The sequence below is a fragment of the Nocardia crassostreae genome (assembly GCF_001613405.1).
GTDB lineage: Bacteria > Actinomycetota > Actinomycetes > Mycobacteriales > Mycobacteriaceae > Nocardia > Nocardia crassostreae.
Genome location: NZ_BDCH01000005.1, coordinates 49,669 through 67,213 on the forward strand (window position 1 = coordinate 49,669; position 17,545 = coordinate 67,213).

The 17,545-nt window shown below is 68.7% G+C and carries 10 protein-coding genes and 1 pseudogene; 4 read left to right on the forward strand and 7 right to left on the reverse strand.

The window, feature by feature from the left end:
- Nucleotides 1–109: 109 nt before the first annotated feature.
- The 3 genes from NC4_RS02685 to NC4_RS02695 form a co-directional block, all read right to left on the reverse strand.
- Nucleotides 110–2,251, reverse strand: a complete 2,142-nt coding sequence (locus tag NC4_RS02685) for a 3-hydroxyacyl-CoA dehydrogenase NAD-binding domain-containing protein (RefSeq protein WP_067531911.1) — start codon at nt 2,249–2,251, stop codon at nt 110–112.
- 49 nt (nt 2,252–2,300) lie between these two features.
- Nucleotides 2,301–3,512 (reverse strand): acetyl-CoA C-acetyltransferase, encoded by a 1,212-nt coding sequence (locus NC4_RS02690; protein ID WP_067531812.1) that lies wholly within the window; start codon nt 3,510–3,512, stop codon nt 2,301–2,303.
- Between the two features lie 256 nt (nt 3,513–3,768).
- The gene (locus tag NC4_RS02695) at nt 3,769–6,678 is read right to left on the reverse strand and encodes a DNA polymerase III subunit gamma and tau (RefSeq protein ID WP_067531814.1); all 2,910 of its coding nucleotides are present in this window, start codon (nt 6,676–6,678) and stop codon (nt 3,769–3,771) included.
- Nucleotides 6,679–7,125: 447 nt separating this feature from the next.
- On the opposite strand from NC4_RS02695, the gene NC4_RS02700 reads away from it, so the two are divergent.
- Together NC4_RS02700 and NC4_RS02705 are read left to right on the forward strand one after the other, a co-directional pair.
- On the forward strand, nt 7,126–7,959 hold the full coding sequence (locus NC4_RS02700; RefSeq protein ID WP_067531816.1) for a hypothetical protein: 834 nt from the start codon (nt 7,126–7,128) through the stop codon (nt 7,957–7,959).
- Between the two features lie 109 nt (nt 7,960–8,068).
- The gene (locus NC4_RS02705) at nt 8,069–9,364 is read left to right on the forward strand and encodes an ammonium transporter (protein ID WP_067531818.1); all 1,296 of its coding nucleotides are present in this window, start codon (nt 8,069–8,071) and stop codon (nt 9,362–9,364) included.
- A gap of 63 nt (nt 9,365–9,427) precedes the next feature.
- Here NC4_RS02705 and NC4_RS02710 read toward each other — a convergent pair whose 3' ends face one another.
- A complete protein-coding gene (locus NC4_RS02710; protein WP_067531820.1) occupies nt 9,428–10,360 on the reverse strand; it encodes a neutral zinc metallopeptidase in 933 nt (310 codons plus the stop codon).
- A gap of 437 nt (nt 10,361–10,797) precedes the next feature.
- On the opposite strand from NC4_RS02710, the gene NC4_RS02715 reads away from it, so the two are divergent.
- Together NC4_RS02715 and NC4_RS02720 are read left to right on the forward strand one after the other, a co-directional pair.
- The gene (locus tag NC4_RS02715; RefSeq protein ID WP_067531822.1) at nt 10,798–12,384 is read left to right on the forward strand and encodes a DUF2207 family protein; all 1,587 of its coding nucleotides are present in this window, start codon (nt 10,798–10,800) and stop codon (nt 12,382–12,384) included.
- Between the two features lie 363 nt (nt 12,385–12,747).
- Nucleotides 12,748–14,043 (forward strand): ROK family protein, encoded by a 1,296-nt coding sequence (locus NC4_RS02720; RefSeq protein WP_084528373.1) that lies wholly within the window; start codon nt 12,748–12,750, stop codon nt 14,041–14,043.
- Between the two features lie 189 nt (nt 14,044–14,232).
- On the opposite strand, the pseudogene NC4_RS02725 reads toward NC4_RS02720, so the two are convergent.
- The 3 genes and pseudogenes from NC4_RS02725 to NC4_RS02735 all read right to left on the reverse strand — a co-directional run bounded on the left by NC4_RS02725 (nt 14,233) and on the right by NC4_RS02735 (nt 17,545).
- Nucleotides 14,233–15,366, reverse strand: a pseudogene (locus NC4_RS02725) (LLM class flavin-dependent oxidoreductase).
- Nucleotides 15,363–16,184: a DUF1684 domain-containing protein gene (locus NC4_RS02730; protein ID WP_067531824.1), complete on the reverse strand. Its 822-nt coding sequence runs from the start codon at nt 16,182–16,184 to the stop codon at nt 15,363–15,365. Before NC4_RS02730 ends, NC4_RS02725 begins: the two are co-directional and overlap by 4 nt.
- Entirely contained in the window at nt 16,181–17,545 is a 1,365-nt protein-coding gene (locus NC4_RS02735) for an NtaA/DmoA family FMN-dependent monooxygenase (protein WP_067531826.1), read from the reverse strand. The genes NC4_RS02730 and NC4_RS02735 overlap by 4 nt, the downstream gene beginning before the upstream one ends.

Below are 17,545 nucleotides of genomic sequence, written 5' to 3' on the forward strand. Positions count from 1 at the left end.
GGTTTACCTCCAAATACCCGGCCGGGACGTCGGGGCTCCGGAAACACACCGGCCCGGGTCGCGGCGATCGCGACCCGGGCCGGGTGATTCAGCGCAGCAGCGCCGATGGTTACTTCCGCAGCGAGGCGGGCACCTGGAAGCGGTCGCCGAACTTGGCGGCCAGCTCGTCGGCGCGCGCGACGAAGCCTTCCTGTCCACCCGGGTAGCCGACGATGAACTGGTGGGTGCCACCGGTCCAGGCCGGGTAGCCGATGCCGAAGATGGAGCCGATATTGGCGTCGGCGGTGGTGGTCAGCACGTTCTCATCGAAGCACTTCTGGGTCTCGATGGCCTCGGCGAAGAGCATGCGGTCCTTCAGGTCCTGCAGGGTGACGCCTTCCGGCAGCTCCCGCGAGGTCTTGAACAGGGTGCGCAGCTCGGGCCACAGGTTGGTGGCCTTGCCGTCGACGTAGTCGTAGAAGCCCGCGCCGCCCGCCTTGCCCTTGCGGTCGAACTCGCCGACCAGCTTGTCCAGGATTCCGGCGGTCGCGCCCGAAGCGGCGTCGATCTCGCCACCGGCGGCCACGATGGCCTCGGCGGTCTCCTTGTAGATCTTCTGCATGGTGGTGAAGTTCAGCTCGTCCGACAGCTTCAGCGGCGCCGCCGGGTAGCCCGCCTGCAGACCGGCCTGCTCGATGGTCTGCGGGTCGATGCCCTCGTCGAGCATCTTGATGGCCTCGTTGATGAACTTGCCGATGACGCGCGAGGTGTAGAAGCCACGCGAGTCGTTCACCACGATCGGGGTCTTGCGGATGGCGAGGGTGTAGTCGTACACCCGGGCCAGGGCCTCGCCGGAGGTCTTCTCGCCCTTGATGATCTCGACCAGCGGCATCTTGTCGACCGGCGAGAAGAAGTGGATGCCGATGAAGTCCTCGGCCCGCTTCACGCCATTGGCCAGCAGGGTGATGGGCAGGGTCGAGGTGTTGGAGCCGAGCAGCGCGTCGGCGTCGACGATGTCCTCGATCTCGCCGAAGACCTTGGCCTTGAGCTCCGGGTTCTCGAACACGGCCTCGATGACGAAGTCCACACCGGCGAAGTCGGCGGCGTCGGCGGTCGCGGTAATGCGATCCAGCAGCGCCTTGGACTTCTCCTCGGTGGTCTTGCCACGCGAGAGGGCCTTCTCCTCGAGCTTGACCGAGTAGTCCTTGCCCTTGTTGGCGGCCTCGATGGTGACGTCCTTGAGGACGACGTCGATACCGGCCTTGGCGGTGACGTACGCGATGCCCGCGCCCATCATGCCCGCGCCGATCACGCCGACCTTCTTGATCTCACGCTTGGGCACGTCCTTGGGACGCGAACCGCCGTTGTTGATCGACTGCAGGTCGAAGAAGAACGCCTGGATCATGTTCTTCGCGACCGGGCCGGTCAGCAGCGAGACGAAGTAGCGGGACTCGATGAGCGAGGCATTGTCGAAATCGACCTGCGCGCCCTCGATCGAGGCGGCCATGATGGCCTGCGGGGCGGGCATGTTCTGGCCCTTGAGCTGCTTGCGCAGGTTGGCCGGGAAGGCCGGGAGGTTGGCGGCCAGCGACGGGGTGGTCGGGGTGCCGCCCGGGATCTTGAAGCCCTTGACGTCCCAGGGCTGCACGCCCTTGTCCGGGTTGGCCTTGATCCACGCCTTGGCGGCCGGGACCAGCTCCTCGACGGTGCCGACGACCTCGTTGATCAGGCCGGTGGCCTTGGCCTTGGCGGCATTGAACTCGGTGCCCTGCAGCAGCACGCCCATGAGGCCGTTGGCAATGCCCAGCATGCGGGTGATGCGGGTGACGCCGCCACCGGCGGGCAGCAGGCCCAGCTTCACCTCGGGCAGGCCCAGCTTCAGGCCCTTCACATCGGCGGCGATGCGGTAGTGGGTGGCCAGGGTGATCTCCAGGCCGCCGCCGAGGGCAGCGCCGTTGATGGCCGATACGACCGGCTTGCCGAGCTGCTCGAGACGACGCAGGTCGCTCTTGATGAAGGTCAGCTCCTCCATGATGGCGGCCGCGTCGCCCGGGCCGGTCTGCATCATGTTCTTGAGGTCACCGCCGGCGAAGAAGGTCTTCTTCGCGGAGGTGATGACGACACCGGTGATGTCGTCCTTCTCGGCGACCAGGCGGTCCACGGTGGCCCGCATGGAGTCCTTGTAGAGCTGGTTCATGGTGTTGGCGCCCTGGTTCGGGTCGTCCATGGTCAGCACGACGATGCCGTCGGCGTCCTTTTCCCAGCCGATCATGTTCTGGGTCACAGTCTTTCGTTCTCCCTTGAAGAAATGTCGGTGGGCGTCAGACGCGCTCGATGATGGTGGCGACACCCATGCCGCCGCCGATGCACAGGGTGATCAGGCCGTAACGCGCGTTGCGACGGTGCAGCTCGTCGATCACAGTGCCGGTGATCATCGCGCCGGTGGCGCCCAGCGGGTGACCCATGGCGATGGCGCCGCCGTTGACGTTCAGCTTCTCGTCCGGGATCTGCAGGTCCTTCTGGAACTTCAGGACGACGGAGGCGAAGGCCTCGTTGATCTCGTAGATGTCGATGTCTTCACGCTTCAGGCCGGCCTTGGCCAGCGCCTTCTCCGCGGCCGGGGTCGGGCCGGTCAGCATGATGGTGGCGTCGGCGCCGGAGATGCCGGTGGCCACAACGCGGGCGCGCGGGGTCAGACCGGAAGCCTTACCGGCCTCCTCGGAGCCGACCAGCACCAGCGCGGCGCCGTCCACGATGCCCGAGCTGTTGCCGCCGTGGTGCACGTGGTCGATCTTCTCCACGTAGGTGTAGCGCTGCATGGCGACGGCGTCGAAGCCGCCCATATCGCCGATGCCCGCGAAGGCCGGATTCAGCTTGGCCAGATCCTGCGCGGTGGTGCCGGGGCGCATGTGCTCGTCGTTGTCCAGCACGGTCAGGCCGTTCATATCCTTGACCGGGACGACCGAGTTCTTGAAGTAGCCGTTCTTCCAGGCATTGGCGGCCAGGTCCTGCGAGCGCACGGCGTAGGCGTCCACGTCATCGCGGGTGAAGCCCTCGATGGTGGCAATGAGGTCGGCCGAGATACCCTGCGGGACGATGTAGTTCGGGTACGCAGTGGCCGGGTCCATGAACATGGCGCCGCCGTCGGAGCCCATCGGCACGCGGGACATGGACTCCACGCCGCCGGCGAGGACCAGGTCCTCGAAGCCGGAGCGCACCTTCTGGGCGGCCAGGTTCACGGCCTCCAGGCCGGAGGCGCAGAAGCGGTTGATCTGCACGCCGCCGACGGTGTCGGGCAGACCGGCGGCCAGCACCGTGGTGCGGGCGATATCGGCGCCCTGGTCGGCCACGGGGGAGACGACACCCAGGATGATGTCCGAAATCCGATCCTCGTCCAGGTTCGGGTAACGGTTCCGCAGCTCCTCGACCAGACCGGTGGTCAGATCGATCGGCTTGACCGAGTGCAGCGACCCCTTCTTGTTGCGGCCGCGCGGGGTGCGGATGGCCTCGTAAATGTAGGCCTCTGTGGTCATATCGGAGTTTTCCTTCCTCAAGGTGCGCCGACACCGCGTTGTGCGGGCGGCCGCGGGTAACCCTGGCCGATCGGCCTCGTCGACCGACCGTCCTGACGCTGTACAAACAGCCCCACGAACCGGCCGACGTGCGCTCTGGCAGCCCGTACGCCTGGGCATACCTTAGAACCCTCGCCAACCGATACTCACGGCCACCCGATCATAGTACCGCCGAGTGCGAACTCCGGTTAACTTAATGTGCCTCACAGGGGAACTGTCAACCCTCGAGCGGAGTGGCCCCCAATTCCGACCGCAGCAGTTCCAAGGCCACCTCATCCGGGTCGCGGCGCTCCTCGGCCGGGACCGGCCGGGCCGCGTCCGCCAACATCTCCCGCTCCTCTTCCTCCGTAGTAGCAGGTGGGACGCCGTCATAACCTACCGACGAGTAGTACGACGGTCCCGGATCGTCCGGAAGGTCCGGCCCGTCAGGCAGCGGAATATCGTCCTCCGGCGGCGCGAAACCGGTCCCGCCGCCCGCCGGATTCGCACCCGCCGAACGGTTGTCCGCACCCCCGCCGGTAGGGGTCGCGGCACTGCCCCACCCACCCGCATTCCCGGCGGCCGCGGGCGCGGTGGCCGCCCCACTCGCCGCCTTGGCCTGACTCGGCCGCGAGAACCGCGGCGCTTCCTTCTTCGGAGCACCCTTGCCCGCCCCGGGCCCGGTCCCCGCCCCGCGCCCCGCGGCGGCCTGCCCGGATCCCCCGACCTCCCATTTGATGTCGTGCGCACGCCCCAGCACGGCCTGCACGGCCGACCGCACGGCATCGAGGTTCTGCGGCTGCGACAACCGCTGCGCCAGCGGCGCATGCTGATGCCCGAAGACGATCGTCTGCCCTTCGACCCGCAGCACCGTCCCGCCCGACAACAGCGCCTGCAAAGCGGCGGAACCGAACTCCCGCACCTTCGTACGGATATCCGCCCAGGCCCCCTCGATCTCCCGCAGCACATCCGCCCCGGACAGCTCGGCCATCCCCGTGGAATCCCCCGCCGTGGGCGCGATGCCCTCCGCAGGCGTGGCCTCCGCAGGCGTGGCCGCGAGCTCGGCGGCCGGCGATGTTTCCATGGCCTCGGACACGGCTGCAGCCCCAGCGACACTTCCGGGCCCGACCGCTTCCGGCGCAGCCGCAGTCGCAGAGGCGGCGGGAACCCCGGACACGGCCGTGCCAGCAGTGGCAGCGGGAGCACTCGGCGCAGCGGCGGCAGCATGCTCATGCACAGTGGGAGCGCCTTGCGCAGTAGCACTTTCCGGTGCGCTGGTGAGCGGGTGCCCCGCGGCGGAGTCCGCATCCACCGACGGCGCGGCGGACTCGGGAGTCCCGGATGCCTCGGCCGACTGCGGCGAGAACGCCATCTTGTTCGGAGCCACCGCCGCGCCCTGCGAGATGGGCGACTGGCCCATGGGCTGCGCAGCGGCCTCGGCTGCTGACGGCGCGGTCGAACCGGGGGCCGTCGCGGAATCCGGCTGCGGTCCTGTCGGCTGAGCCGGGGCCGAGGTGGCGCTTGCCGCTGGCGAGGAAACCGGTTGCGGCGCAGCGGCGGGTGGCGCGGTTTCGGCGGAAACGCTACCCACCGCGTTCATCTCCGGTGGGCGGACTGCGGCAGGCCGGGCGGGCTCCGGCGAATTCCCTTGCGGCGCCGCTGTTGTGGCCGCACCCGCCGACTGCGCGGATTCACCGCCGCTGGCGGCTGCACCAGCAGACGCCTGCGGCTGCTGAGCGGGAGCATGCGGCGCGGCGACCTGGCCGGGCTGATCGTGGTTCCCGGCGACGGCCGGATCGGACACCGGCTGGGACGGCTGAACCGGCGTGGTCGCGGTCGGGGCAACGCCCTTTCCGGAGCGGCTTTCCCGCAGGGCGGCAAGAGCTTCCGCGCCGCGGCGGCGGGGCTCGCCGGAGGCGGCGGGAGCCGCCGGGGCGGCGGATGACGGCGCGGCGGCGGGAGCGGCGGATTGGGCGGTGGCGGGGAGGGGGCCGCTCGCTACCCGGCGTTCCAGGGTTTCCAGGCGTTGCAGGGTGGCGGTTTCGGCGTCGGAGACGGCGGGGAGGAGCATGCGGGCGGCGATGACCTCGAGGAGGAGGCGGGGGGCGGTGGCGCCGCGCATATCGCCGAGGCCCTCGTGGAGGAGTTCGGCGTAGCGGGTGAGGGTGGCGGGGCCGATGCGGGTGGCCTGGTCGCGCATGCGGTCGAGGACGTCGCCGGGGCCGGTCACCAGGTTGCGGTCGGCGGCGTCGGGGACGGCGCGCAGCAGGATGAGGTCGCGGAGGCGTTCGAGGAGGTCGGTGGCGAAGCGGCGGGGGTCGTGGCCCGCCTCGACGACGTGGTCGATGGTGGAGAACAGGGCCGCGCCGTCGGCGGCGGCCAGGGCCTCGACCGCGGTGTCGATCAGGGCGACGTCGGTGACGCCGAGGAGGGCGACGGCGCGGGGGTAGGTGACGCCCTCGGGGCCCGCGCCCGCGAGCAGCTGGTCCAGGACGCTGAGGCTGTCGCGGGGGGAGCCGCCGCCCGCCCGGATGACCAAGGGGTACACCGACTCTTCGACCTGCACATTCTCCTGATCGCAGATCTTGCCGAGCAGGCCGCGCATGGTGGCGGGCGGGAGCAGGCGGAAGGGGTAGTGGTGGGTGCGGGACCGGATGGTCGGCAGCACCTTGTCCGGTTCCGTGGTGGCGAAGACGAAGATGAGGTGGGCCGGGGGCTCTTCGACAATCTTGAGCAGCGCGTTGAAGCCCGCGGTGGTGACCATGTGCGCCTCGTCCACGATGAAGACGCGGTAGCGGGATTCGGCGGGCGCGTAGAAGGCGCGGTCGCGCAGTTCGCGGGTGTCGTCGACGCCGCCGTGGCTCGCGGCGTCGAGTTCGATGACATCGAGATTGCCCGCACCGCCCGGGCCCAGAGCCACACACGAGGAGCAGACGCCGCACGGTGTGGAGGTCGGTCCCTCCACACAGTTCAGCGAGCGCGCGAGGATGCGCGCGGAGGAGGTCTTGCCGCAGCCGCGCGGGCCGGAGAACAAATAGGCATGACTGATCCGGCCGGTGTCGAGCGCGGTGCTCAGGGGATCGGTGACGTGCTCCTGCCCCACCACTTCAGCGAACGTTGCCGGTCGGTACTTCCGGTACAGAGCCACGGCCCGAGGGTACCGAGTAGGGGCGACATCGAGCGATTCGCTGCCCGCGCGGCTTCCGATCGGCTCGCCGGTTGTCCGGATTTCAGCGTTCATCCATGCTGGACATCCATTCCCGTGACTCAAATCACATGCATTCCGGTCGCCCGTTCAAAACACTTCAGACCGACCGCAAAGTTTGCGATGCGGGCGAGCAAATTCTCAGCGCAATTTCAGAATGGGCTAGCCGGACGTCACTTCCACCCAAGATCACCATTTACTGATGTGCGTTAGGTTTCAACTCCACCTAGCCGACATAACGATCCCATCAACCGATGCAGCAAGATCGCAATCGTTTGGCTACCGTGGACATCGGCAACTTCGGTAGCCAAACCTTCATCAGGTTGGTGGCCCCGGCCGGTCCCTCATCCCGACCGGGGCACAACCAAATCTCCCGGAGGAATCGCCCAAGTGCCGCAGCACGACGTCATCGCCGCAGCCTGGCTCTCCAGCACCGACTTCGCGGGTAACACCGCCGCCGTCGATCTGCTCAGCCGAGCCATCGCCCCGCAGGACTACGACCTCAAGCGTGATTCGCTACCGGTCTCCGCAGCCGCCGATCCCGCCACCGCCAATGCCATTCTGGAGCTGCTCGAACGCGGCCAGGTGCCGACCATGGCGGCCATCAACACCCTCATCGTGCAGAACGACATTCGCGCCGAGGCCGAGCGCATCGAACGCCTGGGCCGCCGCGCCCAGCGCAGCATCGACGATTTCGGCCGGGTGCTCGCCAAGCTGACCGACGAATATTGGACCGCGCACGGAACCGGTCCCACCCGTCGCGACATTCTGCTTTTCGAGCCGGTTTTCAATCTCATTCGCGATCAGGTCGGCAGTATTCCGCCGACGTCGGTCAAACATTTGTGGTTGATCGAGCGCGCGCAGCGCACCGGGTGGATCGCCTATAACGCCACACCCCGATCCCTGTGCGCGGGAAGGCGTTTCCACGCCGCGCGTTATGGCAATCGGGTTTCGCTGCGCCCGGTGAATACCATCGGCACCTTGGTCGCGGCCTATCTGCGCGATCAGGTGACCGAGAACGGCCGCCCGCCGCGCTGGTCGGTCCTCGCCTACGAACTGCGTGACGATCGCGGCCGCCGCGTGTTCAACGACACTGCCGACGCCCGCGCCCAGCAGCAGTGGCTCACCACCGCCGAGTGGATGGCCCTCGACGACGGCCTGCCGCTGCCCGGACCTCGCGGATTGCGGGCCCTGACCTGGAAGAGCCGGGATCGCCGCAGCTAGACCTGTTACAGACACGTATCCAAGTCCTCATTTTCGTAACAGCGCCGAAACGTGAGGAAAAGGTAACTTCCGTGCAACGCGATCACGCGCGGAAGGAGTTCCCCCCAACATGACCTTTACCATCGATCCGGCAGCGACCGCCTGGCTGCTCGCGGCCACGGCCATGGTGCTGCTCATGACGCCGGGACTGGCCATCTTCTACGGCGGCATGGTGCGCTCCAGCGGTGTGCTCAACATGCTCATGATGAGCTTCATCTCCATTCCGCTGGTGACGGTGGTGTGGCTGCTCGCCGGGTACAGCTTCGCCTTCGGCGAGGACGCGGGCGGCGGGCTCATCGGCAATGTCGAGTTCTTCGGGCTGTCAGGCATCGACCCGAGCACCGTGCGGGAGAACACCGCCATCCCGGAACTGCTGTATGTCACCTTCCAGCTGACCTTCGCGATTCTGACCATCGCCCTGGTGAGCGGCGCCATTGCCGATCGCGCCAAGTTCGCGGCGTGGATGATCTTCGTGCCGGTGTGGGCACTGATCGTGTACGCGCCCATCGCGCACTGGGTGTGGACGCCGGACGGCTGGCTGGCGCGGTTCGGCGCGCTGGACTACGCGGGCGGGCTGGTCGTCGAGATCGCTTCCGGCGCTTCGGCGCTGGCGCTGGCACTGGTGCTGGGTCCGCGCATCGGGTTCAAGACCGATGCCATGCGCCCGCACAATCTGCCGTTCGTGCTGCTGGGCGCGGGCCTGCTGTGGTTCGGCTGGTTCGGCTTCAATGCCGGTTCGGCCTTGTCGGCCAATGGAACCGCGGCGGCGGTATTCCTGAACACCTTGGTCGCGGGCTGCCTCGGCATGCTGGGCTGGCTGGTCGTGGAGCAGGTGCGCGACGGCAAGCCGACCACCTTCGGCGCGGCCTCCGGCGCGGTGGCGGGCCTGGTGGCGATCACGCCGTCCTGCGGTTATGTGAACACCTTCGGCGCGCTGCTCGTGGGTCTGGCGGCGGGCGTGTTGTGTTCGTTCGAGGTGGGCTGGAAGTTCAAGGGCGGCTACGACGATTCGCTCGATGTGGTGGGCGTGCACTTCGTCGGCGGCGTGGTCGGCACGCTGCTGATCGGCCTGCTGGCCAATCGGGCCATGACGGGCGAGGACGGCGTGGAGGGCCTGCTCTACGGCGGCGGGCTCACGCAGCTGGGCAAGCAGGCGGTGGGCGTGATCGCGGTGGCGGCCTTCGCATTCTGCGTGTCGTTCGCGCTGGGCAAGGTCATCGACCGGCTGATCGGTTTCCGGGTCAGCAAGGAGGACGAGGTTTCCGGTATCGACTTCGCGCTGCACGCGGAGACGGCGTACGCGGAAGGTGTGAGCGGGCACGGCCACGGGCCGCGCAAGCTCGGTGAGGGGCCGTTCGGGCACTGAGCTCGAACGGACGGATGCCGCGGGGCGGTGGGTCGGAAGACCCGCCGCCCCGCCGCTTTTCGCCTACTTCACCTTGGCGGCGGGTGCGTTGAAGGTATTGCACTCGAAGGTGCGGTTCTCGTCGTAGCCGATCTCGAACCAGGCCCCGCCGTTCTGCGAGGTGCCGTGATCGCGCATATCGCCGGGGGCGTCGCCGCGGCCGTAGGCGTCGTTGCGGGCCACATTGATCTGGGCCGAGGTCAGCGAGCCGCCGCCGGACGAGGACGACAGGTACATGCCGTCGAAGCAGTTGGCCTGCAGTTCGGTGCGGCGGGACATTTCCAGGCCGAGATCGCTACGCGCACCGGCCTGTCGGCGTTCGCTGTGCACCTTGCCGAGAATGCCGGATTGGGCCTGAACGTGATGGCCGTATTCGTGGGCGAAGACCGAGAGGTAGACGACCCAGTTGTCACCGAACAGGTCGGTCTGCAGCTGGCTGATCGGCATGTAGATGGTCTTGTCGGCCGAGCAGTAGAAGGCGGCGAAATTGCTGCTGTTGCCGGTGCACAGCGTGGTGATGCCGCTGGTGTCGGCGGAGACCATGAGCTTCGGCGGTTCGAAAGCCAGTCCGGCCGCGTCGAATGCCGGTTTCCAGGCGCTCTCCAGACACCCCGCGGCGGTTTCGAAGAAGGTGCGCGCGGTGCTCACGTCGGTGCTCCACGTGGAGTAGTCGCAGCGCGCGGGCAGCAGGGTGAGATCGGAATCGGTGACCAGCGGGTTGTTCGCGGTATCGGCCACGCCGAGGGTGGCGCCGCCCGGTTCCGGATCGTAAGTGGTCTGGACGGAATCGCCCGAACCCAGTGCGTCCAGTCCGTTTTTGAATGCGGCGCGCAGCACCACGGTGGACACCAGGATGACCAGTATGAGCACCAGCGTGCCCCAGCGCCGTCGCCGCGGCGGCGCGGGCCGGACATAGGTCGCCGCGCCCACCGGAGTGGCGGCGGCGGGCGGGGGCATGGGTGGGCGGTAGCCGGGTTGCCGGGGCTGGGCGTGCGCCGGGGCCCCGTAACCGGACGGCGGCCGGTAGCCGGGCGGCGGATAGCCCTGGCGCTGGGGATATGCGGGTACCTGCGGAAAGCCTTGTGCGGGTGACGGTCCGGACCGCTGGGGATAGCCCTGCGCCGGGGGCTGCTGGGGCGGACGCGGCTGCCCGGGGTCCGGCGGCTGCCATGGCCGTTGCGGCTGACCCGGGCCCTGGGGATGGCCGGGGCCCTGTGCCTGGCGGGGTGATTGCGGTGGCGGCGCGGGCCATTGGCCCGGCTGCGGTGGCAGTCCACCGGCTGAATTCGGTCCTTGTCCGGACGGTGGTCGAGTCATCCCCCCGCACCCCCTCGTTCTCAGAGACAACCGACAGCCGCTTCGGAAGGATAGCAAGCTGTCTAAAGTAGCCTTCCATGCGGATTTTTCGGGGGTCTGCCCTCGTCGCGTTGCTCCTCGCGGTACTAGGGCTGGCCGCGCCGAACGCCTGGGCGCAACCGGACGGGGTGCGGATCATCGCCGAGGTGGATCTCGGTGATGACGGGCTGTTGCGTGTCACCGAAACCGTGGAAGTGCCCGAGGGCGGGGAATTCCGGCAGGTGCTGCCGCTGCGCGTGCAGATCGCCGAAGGGGTGCAGCGCAGCTTCGAGGTCAGCGATGTGTCGGCCGCGGGCGATGGCGAGGCGACGCTTGGCGACGACCGGTTCACCATTGTGGCGCGACCCGGTTCGGTGACCGTCAAGTACACGGTGCACAACACGGTCAGCAATGCCTCGGGCGCGCAGGTATTCCATTGGACCGGCGTGCTGAACACCGATGTGGCGTCGATCAGCGCCACGGTGACCGGTCCCGATTTCCGGATGGGCGTCACCGAGTGCACCATCGGCCCGCCGGGAGATCCCCAGGACTGCGCGGACATTCGGGTCGAACCGGATGGAGTCGCGCATCTGGAGAAGACCGATCTGCGCAAGGGTGATGTGCTCGATGTGACCCTGCAACTCCCGCCCGGCACCGTCGAGGCCAATGCCGATATCCAGGACGACAATGCGCCCGGGCCGTTCTCGGTGACGGGTCCGGTGCTGGCGGCCTTCGGAGTGCTGCTGGCCGGGCTGGCGGCCGCGGCGGGCTATGTGGTGTGGGCGCGGCGGGTCCGGCCGGGCGACGACGATGTGCTGGATCCGCTGCAGCGCGAGGGCGATCGGGCGCAGTTCGCCTCACCGGACGGTGTCACCCCGGGCATGGCCGGGCTGCTGGTGGACGGCTACGTGGACTCCTGGGATATGGCCGCCACCGTCGTGGATCTGGCTGTGCGCAGCTATATCTGGATGGCGGTGGCCGGGGAGTCGGATTGGCGGTTCTCCCGCATGAACCCGCCGGACGAGCACCTCAGCGGGTACGAACGAGCCGTCTACTCGGCCTTGCTGCCCGACGGCGCCGATGCCGTGCTGCTGTCCGAACTGCGCGGGAAGATGCCCGTGGCGCGGGTGCGCGAGGCTCTGATCGACGATGCCACCACGCGCGGGGCCTTCATCGATCGCACCCGGCGCGGTTTCGAATTCTGGCTCGGCGTCGGCCTCATCGCGGCCGGTGCGATCGCGACCGTGGTCCTGGCGCTCGGTCCCGGGCACGCGCTGGTGGGTGTGGCCATCGCGCTGGGCGGCGTGGCCGCACTGCTGCTCCCCCGCTATCTGCCCTCGCGCACCGCGCTCGGCCGGGATATGGCGACGCGCGTACAGGGCATGGTGCGCGCCCTGGACGGCACCGTTCCGCATCGTGTCCCCGAGGCGTATCAGGAGCTCATGTTCTCGCGCGGGCTGCCGTTCATGGTGGCCGGGCGGCGGGGCGATCACTGGGTGCGGGTGTGGCGTGATCTGAATCCCAGTGACGACGGCGTGCCCGGTCTGTATTGGTTCGGCGGTTTCGACGGCGATGCCGATCTGCACCGGTTCGCGAGCCACTTCCCGTACTTCATCACGGCCGTCGAGGGCCTGTTCGCCGACTGACCGGCCTCGGTCGCGCCCATTCCGATCACGGTGAACGGAATGGGTGCGCACCAGGCATTTCCCGAGTGTTCTGAGTCTCGAAAAGCCACCGGCGGGCGCTCATGGCTTCCTATCGGGCTGACCCGGGTGTTAACTTTGATCCCATGTCTTCCAGTCGCCCCAAGGCCGCACGGGTCACCTATGTGACCGTTGCGCTGGGTGTGCGGCTGCCGCGGCAGCGGGAACTGTGTTGTTCCTGCCGTCGCGCAGCCGAGTACTGATCCCGTCCTGCCCGGATCCGGGTTCCTCGCTGCACCGCTGAAATCCTCATGTAGGCCTTCGTCCCCTGTAGCCGCAGTCGGGACCGCAGCAAGGACTTCTATCTTGTCTTCCCCCACGCTTGATCGACCGCAGCAGACCGCCGGTGTGAAGAAATCGCCGGTCGTCACCACCGCGCGGCTGGCTCCGGCTCGTCCGGCCGTGCCGCCGGAGTTGCGGATCACCGACAATCCGGCGGCCGCCGTGCTGCGCGCCGCCACCCGGGACCCACTGTTCCGCGATGTCGCCGCCCAGACCACCGGGTTGAGTATCGCGACCGTGAATCGCCAAGTGTCGGCGCTGCTTTCGGCGGGGCTGCTGCGGGAGCGGGCCGATCTCACCGCCTCCGGCGCGGTCGGCCGACCGCGCGTGCCGTTCGAGGTCGACACCGATTCCTACGCCACCCTCGGGGTGCACATCGGGTCCACGGTCACCCGCATCGTGGCCGCCAATCTGTCCGGCCGGATTCTCGGCGGGCTCGAAATCGCCACGCCGCAAACGGGTCAGGACGCGGCGCGGACCATAGTGGCGCGCAGCGCCAAGGCCTTCCTGGATCGGCTGCCGCGTCGCAAGCCGCTGTGGACCGGCGTCGCGCTGGCCGGGCGGGTGGATTCCACCGCCGGTCAGGTCGATCATCCGCGGCTGGGCTGGCAGGCGGCGCCGGTGGCGGCCGTGTTCAGCAGTGTGCTGGATCTGCCGGTCTCGGTATCCGCCCATGTGGAGGCCATGGAGGCGGCCGAATTGCTGCTCGCTGCACGGGATTCGGGTGAGGAGACCCGACCGGGGAGCAGCCTCTACATCTATGCCCGGGAGACCGCGGGCGTGGCGGTCACGCTGCACGATCGGGTGCACACACCCGCGAACGGACCGGGTTCCATCGCGCATCTGCCGACCGGTTCGGACGTGGAGTGCGGCTGCGGTCGTCGCGGCTGCTTGGAGGCGGCCGTCGGTGAGCGGGCGCTGCTGGAACGGGCCGTGCGCAAGGGCATTCTGCCCCGGCCGGAGGCGCCGCGCCGACCGCTCGTGGCCGATCTGTACCGGGCCGCCGACGGCGGCCATGCCGGGGCCCGGGAGCTGCTGCTGGAACGGGCCGAAATCCTCGGGCGCGCAGCGGCTCTGGTGCGCGATATGTTCAATCCGGAGCGGGTGATCCTGGGCGGGCAGGCTTTCACCGGTTACCGGCCCGGTATGGAGCGGGTGGCGCAGGCGTTCGCCGAGAGCACCACGCTGCCCGCCGCGGATCTGCGCATCAGCCGCTTCGGTGGCCGGGTGCAGGAGTTCGCGGCCGCGGTGACCTCGCTGAGCGTGTTCTACGCGGATCCGCTGTCGGCCATGCGCCGGGCTACTCGCACCACTCGCTGAGCACACGAGAATCCCCGCCGGACAATCCATCCGGCGGGGATTCTCGTGTGTCGGTGCCCCGCGAGCCGGGTCCGGACGGTCCACGGTCCGGACCCGGCCCTGGGACCGCACCGCGTTCGGCCCGGCCCACGGTGCGGTGCTCCGCCGCTCGTTTCCGGAGTCCCCTTCCCTGACGAGCGGCGGAGCGTCTCAGGCGGCGCGCACGTGGGTCAGGCCCCATTCCCGCGCCAGCAGGCGGTGTGAGTTCACTCGATCCGCGTGATCGTGTGCGACGCTGGTGATGAGCAGTTAGTCAGCGCCGGTGAGCTTTTGGAGCGCGGTGAGCCGTTCGGCGACGGTCGCCGGGGAGCCGACGAACTGCGTGGTCACGCGATCCTCCACCAGCGCGTACTGCTCATCGGAGAGCGGCGGCGCGCTGTCCGGGGCGAGGTATTCGGCGGCGCCCGCCCCGCTGCGGATGCTGTGGACCCAGTGGCCGTAGGTGGAGGCCAGGCGCCGGGCGGTCGCATCGTCCTCGGCGACGACCACATCGGCCGAGACCACCAGATACGGGCGGGGGAAGCGGGCCGACGGACGGAACGCGGCGCGGTACGCCTCCACCGTTTCCACGATGGTGCCCGGGGAAACGTGGTAGTTCGCGGCGAAGGGCAGGCCCAGTTGTCCTGCCAGCTGCGCGCTTTCGCCGCCACTGCTGCCGAACAGCCACAGTTGCACGTCCGCGCCCTCACCGGGAATCGCGTGCAGCGCCACCCCGTCGGCGGAGGTGTAGGTGCCGTCGAGGAGGGCGCGGATTTGCTGCACCTGCCGGGTGTAGGGCAACGGCTGCGCGCCCGGAAGGTACAAGGTCTCCAAACCCGCTGCGACCCTGGTGGTGTCGAGCAGTTGCCCCGGATTGAACGGCGGCGGGATGACTACCCCGTCACGGATTTCGGCGGACCGCGCGGGGGCGGGCGCCGGGGCTGCCGCGGCGGCGCGCACCTGGTCGCCGCGATGGCCGGAGCGGCCGAGGCCGAGATCCAGGCGGCCCGGGTAGAGGGCGTCGACGGTGCCGAAGGCCTCCACCACCGACGCCGAGGTGTGGTGACCCAATTGGACAGCCGCCGTGCCGATGCGAATGGATTCGGTGGCGGCGGCGAGGAGCCCGATGAGTGTGGTGGGCGCGGCGCTGGCGACCGAGACGAAATGGTGTTCGGCGATCCAGAAGCGGTGGTAGCCGAGGCGTTCCGCCTGGCGCGCCAGATCGACGGTATTGCGCAGGGCCTGGCGGGCGGTGGAACCGGAACTGATCGGAGACAGGTCCAGCACCGAGAGGGGAATGGTCATGCGGTGTGCTCCTTACGGGGATCCTGTTCTCCTGCTACGACCGCGACGGCCAATCGGTTCTCGGCGGGTGCGACGGGGCAGGTGGCGTGATCGGTGAAGGCGCAGGGCAGATTCGCGGCCCGATTGAAGTCGAGCAGGACGGCGCCATCGGTCCCGGGGCGCGGCAGGTCGAGGCGGCGGGCGCCGCCGTAGCTGGTGACGCCGCTGGTGGCGTCGGTGAACAGCAGGTGCAGGCCGGTGGTGTGGCTGCCGAAGACGACGAGTTCGTAATCGGCGTCACCGAGCCGGAAGGCGACGGTGCCGATGGCCGGGTGATGGTGCACCAGACCTGCCACCACCGCCCCGGTGGTGACGACCTGCGCCACCTCGTACGGCGTGAAGACGCCCGTAACCGCCCAGCGCGGATCCGCCGGATAGGCGGGGATTTCCGTGAACGCCGCCAGGGTCGGCGCTTCCGGATCGTGCACGCGGAGCGCGAATCGCCCACTGCGGCGGATGACTTCGATGAGCCGCTGGCCGATCTTGACCTCGAGTCCGGGCTTGCCCTCACCCGGGGTCAGGATGGTCGTGCCCGACAGCACCCGCCCGTCGAACCACAGTTCACCCTCACCCAGCCGCGCTTCGGATTCGACTGTGACATAAACGTTCTCGCCATCGGCGCGCCACTCGCCGGGTAGGCCGTCGATGGTCTCGCCCGCCTCGCCGAGCCAGTGCAGTCCGGTCAGGCTCAACCAGCCCAGTGGCTGCCGTGCCCAGCGGTCGCGCTCGCTGCGCCATTGCGCCCACTGCTGGTCGAATTCGGTGACGGTTGCGGTCATGATGCGCGTACTCCTTCGGTGCCGTGGTGGGGATGGCGCAGACCCAGGTGCTCACGCAGGGTCGGGCCGGTGTACTCGGTGCGGAAGCTGCCGAGCGCTTGGAGCTCCGGAATCACCTTGTCGACGAATTCGTCGAGGCCGGTGGGGGTGAGATGCGGGACGAGGACGAAACCGTCGGCGGCATCGCTCTGCACGTAGTGGTCGATATCGGCGGCGACCTGGCGGGGCGTGCCGATGAACTGCTGGCGCGCGGTGGTCTCGATAATGAGCTCGCGAATACTGAGCTTCCCGGCCTCGGCCTTGGCGCGCCACGCATTCGCCACGGCGAGTGGATCTTTGGCGTGGCGGACCCGGCCGCGGGTGATGGTCGCATTGTCGACCGGATCGATATCCGGCAGCGGGCCGTCCGGATCGTAGGCGGACAGATCACGGCCCCACACCTGCTCCAGGAAGGCGATGGCCGTCTGCGGCGTCACCTGCTGGCGGCGGATGTGGCGGGCGTTCTCCTCGGCCTCGGCGGGCGTATCGCCGAGCACGAAACCGGCGGCGGGCAGGATCTTCAGATCGTCGCGGCGGCGGCCGTATTTGGCGAGCCGGTCCTTGACGTCGCGGTAGAACTGCCGCCCGTCCTCCAGTTCGCCGTGCGCGCTGAAGATGACATCGGCCTTGGCGGCGGCGAATTCGCGGCCGTCGTCGGAATCACCGGCCTGGATCTGCACCGGATAGCCCTGCGGGCTGCGCGGCAGCACGAATTCACCGTCGATGTCGAACTGATCGCTGGTGAAGCGGACGGCCGGAGCGGGCTGTGCGAATACGCCACGCTCACGGTCGACCAGCAGGGCGTCCGCGGGCCAGCTGTCCCACAGGGCGCGGGTGGCGTCCACGACCTCGGCGGCGCGGGTGTAGCGCTTGGCGTGGTCGAGATAGCCGCCGCGGCGGAAGTTCTCGCTGGTGAAGGCATCGGAGGAGGTGACGGCGTTCCAGGCGGCGCGACCGCCGGAGAGGTGGTCGAGGGAAGCGAATTGCTTGGCCAGCTCGAAGGGTTCGTTGAAGGTGGTGTTGATGGTGCCCGCCAGGCCCAGGTGGGTGGTGACCCCGGCGAGGGCATTGAGCACGGCCAGGGTGTCGGGGCGGCCGACAACGTCCAGATCGTGGATGCGGCCGCGGTGCTCGCGCAGCCGCAGGCCCTCGGCCAGGAAGAAGAAGTCGAACAACCCGCGTTCGGCGGTGCGGGCCAGATGCACGAAGGAGTCGAAATCGATCTGGCTGCCCGAGTCCGGATCGGTCCACACGGTGTGGTGGTTGACGCCCGGGAAGTGCGCGGCGAGGTGAATCTGCTTGCGTATCGGCTGGTTCGGCAT